Raw genomic sequence first — 8,081 nt, forward strand, 5'->3', positions numbered from 1 at the left:
TTGATATCTAAAAAGTAAAAAACTTTTTTTGCTTTTTCATGATCAAAGCGGGGAGAAGGTTCCGGGGAAGGATTTTCTTTAGAGGCAACTAATCGATTACTCATAGCTATACCCTCGTTAATATTACTTATTACTTACTACTTACTGTAGAGATATTAGAGGGTAATGTCAAATTTATTTTTTAATCAAATGGATGTAAACTTCTGGTAGCTTCACTAAAATACAATGATTAGTATATTAGTATGCTTAATAATTTAAATATATTTTAAACGCGGTAATATTTTAATATTTTGACGGATGTTCCTTCCTTTGGCAGCGAAGAAAGCTTTTAAAATAATAAAATCTTTACTCTAAGTGCTACCAAAGGGTTTATTACTAGAGAGCAACAAGAATATCATTCAATTTTCTTCTTAATGGTTTCCTTTATTTGGGGTATCATTTCTCTGGTAGATTCTTTCCCTTCTTCTATTATTTTTTCTGCCTGGTTAAAGTTAAAAGTACCCAATCCTTCAATATGCTTAGGCTTGATTACAATATCTGCATTAACAATGCTTTGAAAAGTAATTTCTTTTTCCATAATATCAATAGATTTACTTAATATTTCAAAAATATAAGGACCTTCCCACTGTTTTTTGGTATCTTTATATTTTTCACCCAAAGAATTAAGTCCTTGACCTAATAATGAATCAATTTTATCTACAATATAATATTTGGTTTTAATATTTTTATAAAGTTTTAAATTAATTAAATCCCTTGTTTGGTCTAAACGATCGTTTTCTTGAGTGTTGATCAAAACTTGCGGTTTAGGATTTTTTGAGCTCAAACTTACCGCAATGACCAGATCTGCCCCCATATTTCTGGCTACATCTACCGGAACAGGATCAACCAAACCACCATCTACTAAAAAATATTTCTGATATCTTACCGGGGTAAAAATTCCAGGAATAGCAAAGCTTGCTCTAACTGCTTTAATGACACTCCCCTGATTTAAAATGACCTTGGTCCCGGTTTTAATGTCTGTAGCAATTGCCGCAAAAGGAATTTCTAAATCATTGAATTTTTTGTCTCGCAAAGCAATTCTTTCTAAAAAATCAACACCCCGACTTCCACTAATGAAGCCTGAGCTTGGGATAGTAGGATTTAAAAAAGAAAAAAAATTGGTGTTTTTCATTGAACAAATAATTCCTTCCATTTCGTCTACAGATACACCAGTTGCATAAATAGAACCAATAACAGCCCCGATACTTGTCCCAGCAATGAAGTGGATTGGTATTTGGTATTGCTTTAGAACCTGGATAACGCCAATATGAGCCATTCCTCTTGCTGATCCACTACCTAAAGCCAAACCAATCTTTAATCCCTGTTTATTTGCTATATTCAATAAATCCAATAACTCTTGATCAAATGTCTCCTTAACCTTTTTCATTGTTAACCTATTCCTTAAAAACATGTCCTTGGGTTCGCAGAGCAAGGCGCAAAAAAAAATAATATTTTAAAATCTAATTAACACAATTAAAAATCCCTTTTCTTTTCACATCTTCCCTGAACGAAGAATCATAATAACCAAACCTAATCCCAATATACCGGAAATAAGAAAACCTATCACGCCAATCACCGGAAATCCCATAAATTGAGGACCCTTTTCCGTCTGCATAATCAAAGATGAGCCAATAATAATGGCAACTAAAATTAGACTGTAAGATAACCTGTTTGTTGCCTTATCCAAGGCATTAATTAAATTTTCCAATCCCCGGTGCTGAAGCTCTAATTTAAAGATGCCTTCTTCCATTTTCTTTAAAGTCTTACTTAGCTGTTTAGGTATTAAAAACATTAAATTATAAAATTCAGATAAATCATTAGATAGTTTCAACAGGAGGTGTTGAGGACTTTTCCTTTCCAGAATTATATCTTTTACATAGGGTTTGGCTATCTCAGTAAGATTAAAATCCGGATCAAGCGCTAATCCTATGCCTTCGATAGTGAGGAGAGATTTTCCAAGTAAGGCTAGTTCGGCTGGCATTTTAATATGATACTTGATAGAAATCTGCACCAAATGGGTGATGAATTCACCCAGCTTGATCTCCTTTAATGCTTTATCATAATATTGATCTAATAAATCCGCTATATCTGTCTTTAAAGAGCGCGTATCGATTGTTTCCTGGGAAGTAAATCCTAAGTTTAAGATTTCAGTTAAGATTTTATTTGAGTTACGTTCTAAAACAGCTATAAGCAGATTAACATACTTTTCCTTAGTCTCTTCATCTATCTTTCCTGTCATGCCAAAATCCATAAAGCCGATAATCTCATTTTCCATAACCAGAATATTTCCAGGATGAGGATCGGCATGGAAAAATCCATCGATGAGCATCTGTTTCATAAAGGATTTTGCTCCGTTTTCAGCTAACTTTTTCCTGTCATACCCCGCTTCTTCCAGTTCTTTCAGATGATTAATCTTAATACCATCGATATATTCCATAGTTAGGATCCGCTTACTGCTCAATTCCCAGTATACTTTTGGGATATAAATTGTTTTTTCTTCTTCAAAATTTTTCCTGAATCGCTCTGCATTTCTTCCTTCGGTACCATAATCCAACTCCATTCGAATGGTTTTTGCAAACTCTTCAGCCACTCCTACCGGGTCATACAGTCGACTCTCCGGAATATGTCTTTCGGCTAACCGTGTCAGGTGAAAGAGGATATCCAAATCTGTTTCAATAATCTTTTCCATATCAGGACGTTGAACTTTGACTACTACTTTTACCTTATCTTCTTTCAATATTGCCTTGTGAACTTGCCCCAAAGAAGCAGATGCAAAAGGTTTTTCTTCAAATGACTGGAATAATTCGGAAACATTGGCTCCTAATTCCTTATGAACTATCTGCTCAACCTGGGCATAGGCAAAAGGAGGCACTTTATCTTGCAGTTTTTCTAATTCTTTAATATATTTCAGAGGAATTATATCAGGCCTGGTGCTTAAGATCTGACCCAATTTCACGAAGGTAGGGCCCAATTCTTCCAGAGTAAGTCGAACCCTCATCGGAAGAGGCGTCTGGTCTATCTTAGAAGGTTTTAGTTTAAGAATCTTTTCACTTTTGGTAGGTAGTTTTATTAATCCTAACTGTTTAACAAAATAGTCAAAACCGTATTCAATTAAAATATTGATGATTTGCCGAAGCCTGTTAATATTTTTATATCCTCTTTTGAGTCTTGAAAAAACCATATTTTTATCCATTCTGTTGATTAAGTAGTTTAGCTGCTTTACTTAATAATTAGCAACGTTCCTTTACTATTCTTGTAAATATATTTTACCATTTTAATCAAAAATCTTTCTGGGTCCTCTTAAGGAATGAAAATATTTAACCAAATATAGCCAATATGTATTTCACTCTTCTCTCTTAATATTTTCCTAATAGTTATTATTTGTTTGCCTGAATTTTATTTTAAATTCTTTACATATATAACGCAGTGTGTTATAATAATTATTATAACGCTTTGTGTTGTATATTTCAAGGGGGAGATGAGAATGGAAGAATATATCATTAAGAAATATTTAAATCGCAAACTATATGATACTAAAGAGAAGAAATATGTCAATCTTTCTGAAATTTCCAGGTTAATCCGGGAAGGAACTGACCTGAAGGTCATCGATAATCATAGTAAAGAGGATATCACCTCTCTAGTGCTGGCCCAGATCATCGTGGAACAGGAAAAGACCAAAAAAATAATGCTCCCTTCTTTGCTTTCCCCGTTAAAACTGTTAGGGAAAGGAGGTGAAAGCATGTTAAGTTTGAGCAAAAAAATGCTTCTTGCCGGCATAGGAACACTTTCTCTTACCAAAGAAAAAGCCGAAAAAATAGCTGATGATTTAATTAAAAGAGGAGAAATAAACAAGAGTGAAGGTAAAGAGTTTGTAGTGGATCTTTTGGATAGGGCAGAAATAGAAAAAGACAAATTGATGGAAAAAATCAAGCCTGATATCGAAAAAGAATTAGAGAAAATGAATTTTGCCTCTAAAGACAGTGTGAATAATTTAGAAAAAAAGATTGATGAGCTGGGCAATAAAATTGAGCAAATAAGCAAGAAAATACAAACTAAATAAAAAATAGAAAGGAATATTTGAAGCTGGGGAGAACTGCTGGTTACGCTCATTTAAGAGTAGGTAGGTTTTGATGAGTGGGAAGGTAGAGATCTCTAGATTTTGTGCTACGTACAAGTTTTACAGATAGAGGAGCTAGCTATGGTTGTTCTTTTTTATTAAAAGATGCCAATCCCTTCTAACCACATTTTCACTCGATACATTCCTTCACCAAACCCTACCTTCGGATCATATCCTAACTCTCTCCGTGCCTTTTCTATCGGGAAACCCTGATTTGTACCAAACAACTCTGCCGCCATCCTGGTTAATAAAGGTTTCCCTTTTATGGGAAAATGACTATAATATTTTTCCATTAGCCAACCAGAGAAATAAGCTATTTTATAAGGAATGACAATCTTTGGCCTTGGATTATCTGTAATTTTTGCCAGATAATTAACATACCTTTTCCAGGTAATATCTGAACCATCTGAAATATTGTAAGCCATGCCAATACTTTTTTTATTTTCTAAAGACGAAATAATGGCATCAACTACATTTCCTACATATGCCAATCCAGCAGGTTTATTTCCATTGCTGATATGTACCATGCTGCCCTCTTTCAGCAATTTTGCAATATCATAACCAAAGGTAATTGACCGAGGCCCGTAGATATTCACAGGCCGAATAACCGTAACAGGCAATCCATGTTTTTTAAAGTACTCCCAGACCAGTTTTTCCCCTTCTATTTTTGTATCGCAGTATGGTATACCTCTTGAATTATAAGGAGTATCTTCATATGCTGGATAATCCGGATACCCATATACATCAGTGGTACTTATATGGATTAATCTTTTTATATTACCATTAACTAAAACATTTAATAAATTATGCAAACATTTTACATTAACATGATAAAAATCATTCCAGCTACCCCAGTCACTGGCAAGTGCAGCACAGTGAAAAATATATTCAATACCTGCTGTAGCCTTTTCTAATGATCGAACATCACCCAGATCACCGAACATCAATTCAACATTTTTAACCTTTTTGAGATGTTCAATATTGCTAGTGGGCCTTACCAAAACTCGTACATTTTCTCCAAGCGCTGACAGCCTGTCTACAAGATGGCTTCCAAGAAAACCACTACCACCGGTAACCAAAGTCTTAGACATAAATTACTCCTGAATACCTGAGGCAGTTTATGAAAATATTGCCTATCAACATTAACAATGCTATATTCAATAACAGGGGACAATTTTCTGCCATGTCCGGGAAAATAAATAGGATATTGTCCCCTGTTCTGTTTTATGTAAACCATTCCATGGTTAACAGCCAGGGATTTTATCCCCCGAATCTCTGACCAATATTTAACCATAGAATGGGAGGATGTCATTATAGGTTATCCATCATAAACTGCCTCATACTAGATTATTCTATCTTTTGCTCTTATCAAAACGTCTTCTTGTTTCCTATCTTTTTCCTGTGAATCTTCGGCTTTTTTTATCCTTTCATTGTTAATCGGTGTTGACATCTCCCGCCAATTGTAAGAAAGATTATCTAAAAATTTGGCAGTCTTTCCATTTAAAACATCCTCTGCTCCTTCATGTGTTGGTTGTGCTCCTGATTCTAGAACAATTGTTCTGAGTTGATGCGGATGGTCAATAATGGGACAAGGTGCCATCATATTATCGGAAAAAGGTTGTCTTTTCTGATAAGATTTAAACAAGGGATTTTGCAACACTTCCCACAAGCTCTTGTCTTTGATATTATCTACAGCAAAATGAACAAAAGCACAGGGTTCCACATCTCCTTTGGCATTAATATGAAAATACCTCCTACCACCGGCAATACATCCTCCGCTAAAAGTACCGTCATTCCAAAAGTCTGCTAGAAAGAGTGGTTTGTTGTTACGGATTTTAGGAATACGATAGGCTAATTTAGCTCTTTGCTCTGGGGTAATCATCATATCAAGGTTTGGACCTCTGCCAATGGGGATATAATGGAAAGACCATCCGTATATTGCTCCTTTATCGATGACATGGTCTATGAAATTATCAGTGCTAAAGAGCTCATCTGCATTTTGTCTAGTGACAGTAACACTGATGCCAAAGATAACACCGCGGTCTCGTAATCTGTCCATAGCAGCCATAATTTTGTCATAGGTTCCCTGCCCTCGTCTTTTATCAGTTGAATCTCTATATCCTTCAAGGCTGATGGCAGGACTGACATTACCTACTTCAACCATCTTATCGGCCATCTCATCATCGATTAAGGTGCCGTTAGTATACATCATAAAACCTACATCCGGATGTCGACGAAAAATCTCAAAGAGATCGGGGTAGACGGTAGGCTCTCCTCCTGATAGCACGATAAAGTAAATACCCATGCCCTTGGCCTCGTTTATGATTCGGTCTATGGTATTTATATCTAAGCTATCACTTTTTTTGTATTTACCTGCCCAACAGCCGGTACAGCTCAAGTTACAGGCACTGGTCGGGTCAATGAGAATCGTCCAGGGGACGGATACTCCTAATTCTTTAGATAACTCATACTGTCTGGGAATGCCCATTAAACCGGCATTGACAAAAAAGTTCATAATCAGTCCATCCTTATAGCTGGGAGCCACCTGGGATAATTTTCGGATATACTGTTTTATGACCGGATTTGTTTTATAAGCTTCCTTGATAGAAGCAATTTCCTGGTGATGGTTATCGGTACGTGCTACTTTGTCGGCAAGATTCAAGACCTTAATAAAATTTTTCTCCGGGTCTTTTTCTAAATAATTAAGAGCCTGTTTTATTATCTGTTCAGCAGCATATTTCTTTGCAAAGTTAAAGTTGACTGCCATTATTTTTCCTCCTTTTATCAGATATTTTTAGTTGTAAAATCATTTTAGTTATCTATTCGACCTTTTACTTCTAAAACTAATTTTGCTATGAAGGGATTGACAAACAATTCTTTTCATTTTAAACACTCAAGTTAGCTTTTTGACTCATTTGAAACTTCTATGTTCTCAACTTTTTTCTTAAAGATCAGCATATAAATCCAACCAATAAGGAAACTACCGATAATACCGGCAATAACATTAAAGCCCCAAAGCATCCATCCCCAGTTACCCAGGATTAGGTCACCCAATAAGGCACCAATGGCAGCACCTACTACTCTATTCCAGTAACCTCCCTTGATTTCTATAGCTTTAAAGATACTCTGTAACAACCATGCTATTATAAGTGCTATTACTGCAAGAATAATTACATACATTATTATTTACTCCTCCTTTCAGCTTTATTCCCCTTCATAGCAGGAAATTCTTTGAACTTTTATTCAAATGAATATAAGTTCATTTTTATTAAAAATTTTTTACCTTATCTTATTAGCTAATCGGCAAATAAAATCAATATTTTCTTCCCGGTCCTCCGGATATTTACGGGCAAAATCATGCATAGCAAGAATCAACAGACGAATAGACCTTTCTTTGTCCTTTTCCGACATTTCTATTATGTGCTTTTTTTCTTCTGCACGATAAATCAGAGAGCTCATCAGCATTAACAGATGGGCTCTAAGGTTATCAATCACCTCATGATTGATTTTGTCCCTCATTAATTCCCGACTGAATCCCTGGAGTCTCACTACTTCATCATAAAATGCAGAAATAAACTCATGGGTATTTCCATCTCTTTCAATTATGCTTTCCAGTGTCACATAAGTTTGATCAAAAACTTTCTTAAAAACACTTATAAAAAAATCCTGTTTATTGGAATAATAGTTGTAAAGGGTACCCACTGATATTCCCACATCTTCTGCAATCATCTTCATAGTTACACGACTGTAACCCTTTTCGGCAAAGAGGCGAAAAGCAGCTTCATTAACCTTTTCTTCCAGCTTATCGATAATCTTGGTCATTAAATACCTCTCTTATTATTCTTCATCTTAAACATTGATTCATTTGAACATTTATTCAATTGAATTAATATTCATAATAAAGTATAAATAATATTTTGTCAAG

General features: G+C 35.1%; 8 protein-coding genes. 1 reads left to right on the forward strand and 7 read right to left on the reverse strand.

The window, feature by feature from the left end; translation table 11 throughout:
• Nucleotides 1-394 precede the first annotated feature (394 nt).
• Nucleotides 395-1,426, reverse strand: coding sequence for a patatin-like phospholipase family protein (locus PHQ99_07260; protein MDD4289367.1), 1,032 nt, complete (start codon nucleotides 1,424-1,426; stop codon nucleotides 395-397).
• Between the two features lie 105 nt (nucleotides 1,427-1,531).
• Entirely contained in the window at nucleotides 1,532-3,220 is a 1,689-nt protein-coding gene (locus PHQ99_07265) for an AarF/ABC1/UbiB kinase family protein (GenBank protein ID MDD4289368.1), read from the reverse strand.
• A 303-nt stretch (nucleotides 3,221-3,523) separates the two neighbouring features.
• Here PHQ99_07265 and PHQ99_07270 point away from each other — a divergent pair, with 303 nt between their 5' ends.
• Entirely contained in the window at nucleotides 3,524-4,099 is a 576-nt protein-coding gene (locus PHQ99_07270; GenBank protein MDD4289369.1) for a polyhydroxyalkanoate synthesis regulator DNA-binding domain-containing protein, read from the forward strand.
• Between the two features lie 155 nt (nucleotides 4,100-4,254).
• Here PHQ99_07270 and PHQ99_07275 read toward each other — a convergent pair whose 3' ends face one another.
• From PHQ99_07275 to PHQ99_07295, 5 genes are all read right to left on the reverse strand, one after another.
• Nucleotides 4,255-5,247 (reverse strand): NAD-dependent epimerase/dehydratase family protein, encoded by a 993-nt coding sequence (locus PHQ99_07275; GenBank protein ID MDD4289370.1) that lies wholly within the window; start codon nucleotides 5,245-5,247, stop codon nucleotides 4,255-4,257.
• The gene (locus PHQ99_07280) at nucleotides 5,193-5,468 is read right to left on the reverse strand and encodes a hypothetical protein (GenBank protein ID MDD4289371.1); all 276 of its coding nucleotides are present in this window, start codon (nucleotides 5,466-5,468) and stop codon (nucleotides 5,193-5,195) included. Before PHQ99_07280 ends, PHQ99_07275 begins: the two co-directional genes overlap by 55 nt.
• Nucleotides 5,469-5,498: 30 nt before the next feature.
• Nucleotides 5,499-6,923: a radical SAM protein gene (locus tag PHQ99_07285; GenBank protein MDD4289372.1), complete on the reverse strand. Its 1,425-nt coding sequence runs from the start codon at nucleotides 6,921-6,923 to the stop codon at nucleotides 5,499-5,501.
• A gap of 131 nt (nucleotides 6,924-7,054) precedes the next feature.
• Nucleotides 7,055-7,336 carry a hypothetical protein gene (locus PHQ99_07290; protein ID MDD4289373.1) on the reverse strand — a complete coding sequence of 94 codons (282 nt, stop codon included), beginning with the start codon at nucleotides 7,334-7,336 and terminating at the stop codon, nucleotides 7,055-7,057.
• A gap of 99 nt (nucleotides 7,337-7,435) precedes the next feature.
• The gene (locus PHQ99_07295; GenBank protein ID MDD4289374.1) at nucleotides 7,436-7,978 is read right to left on the reverse strand and encodes a helix-turn-helix domain containing protein; all 543 of its coding nucleotides are present in this window, start codon (nucleotides 7,976-7,978) and stop codon (nucleotides 7,436-7,438) included.
• Nucleotides 7,979-8,081: the final 103 nt, after the last annotated feature.

Source organism: Atribacterota bacterium (assembly GCA_028703475.1).
In the GTDB taxonomy this organism is placed as follows: Bacteria; Atribacterota; Phoenicimicrobiia; order Phoenicimicrobiales; family Stramentimicrobiaceae; genus JAQVMU01.

Coding starts and splice junctions, on each gene's coding strand:
- PHQ99_07270 (MDD4289369.1), top strand. CDS start 3,524: ATGGAAGAATATATCATTAAGAAATATTTAAATCGCAAACTATATGAT.
- PHQ99_07275 (MDD4289370.1), bottom strand. CDS start 5,247: ATGTCTAAGACTTTGGTTACCGGTGGTAGTGGTTTTCTTGGAAGCCAT.
- PHQ99_07290 (MDD4289373.1), bottom strand. CDS start 7,336: ATGTATGTAATTATTCTTGCAGTAATAGCACTTATAATAGCATGGTTG.
- PHQ99_07260 (MDD4289367.1), bottom strand. CDS start 1,426: ATGAAAAAGGTTAAGGAGACATTTGATCAAGAGTTATTGGATTTATTG.
- PHQ99_07285 (MDD4289372.1), bottom strand. CDS start 6,923: ATGGCAGTCAACTTTAACTTTGCAAAGAAATATGCTGCTGAACAGATA.
- PHQ99_07265 (MDD4289368.1), bottom strand. CDS start 3,220: ATGGTTTTTTCAAGACTCAAAAGAGGATATAAAAATATTAACAGGCTT.
- PHQ99_07295 (MDD4289374.1), bottom strand. CDS start 7,978: ATGACCAAGATTATCGATAAGCTGGAAGAAAAGGTTAATGAAGCTGCT.
- PHQ99_07280 (MDD4289371.1), bottom strand. CDS start 5,468: ATGACATCCTCCCATTCTATGGTTAAATATTGGTCAGAGATTCGGGGG.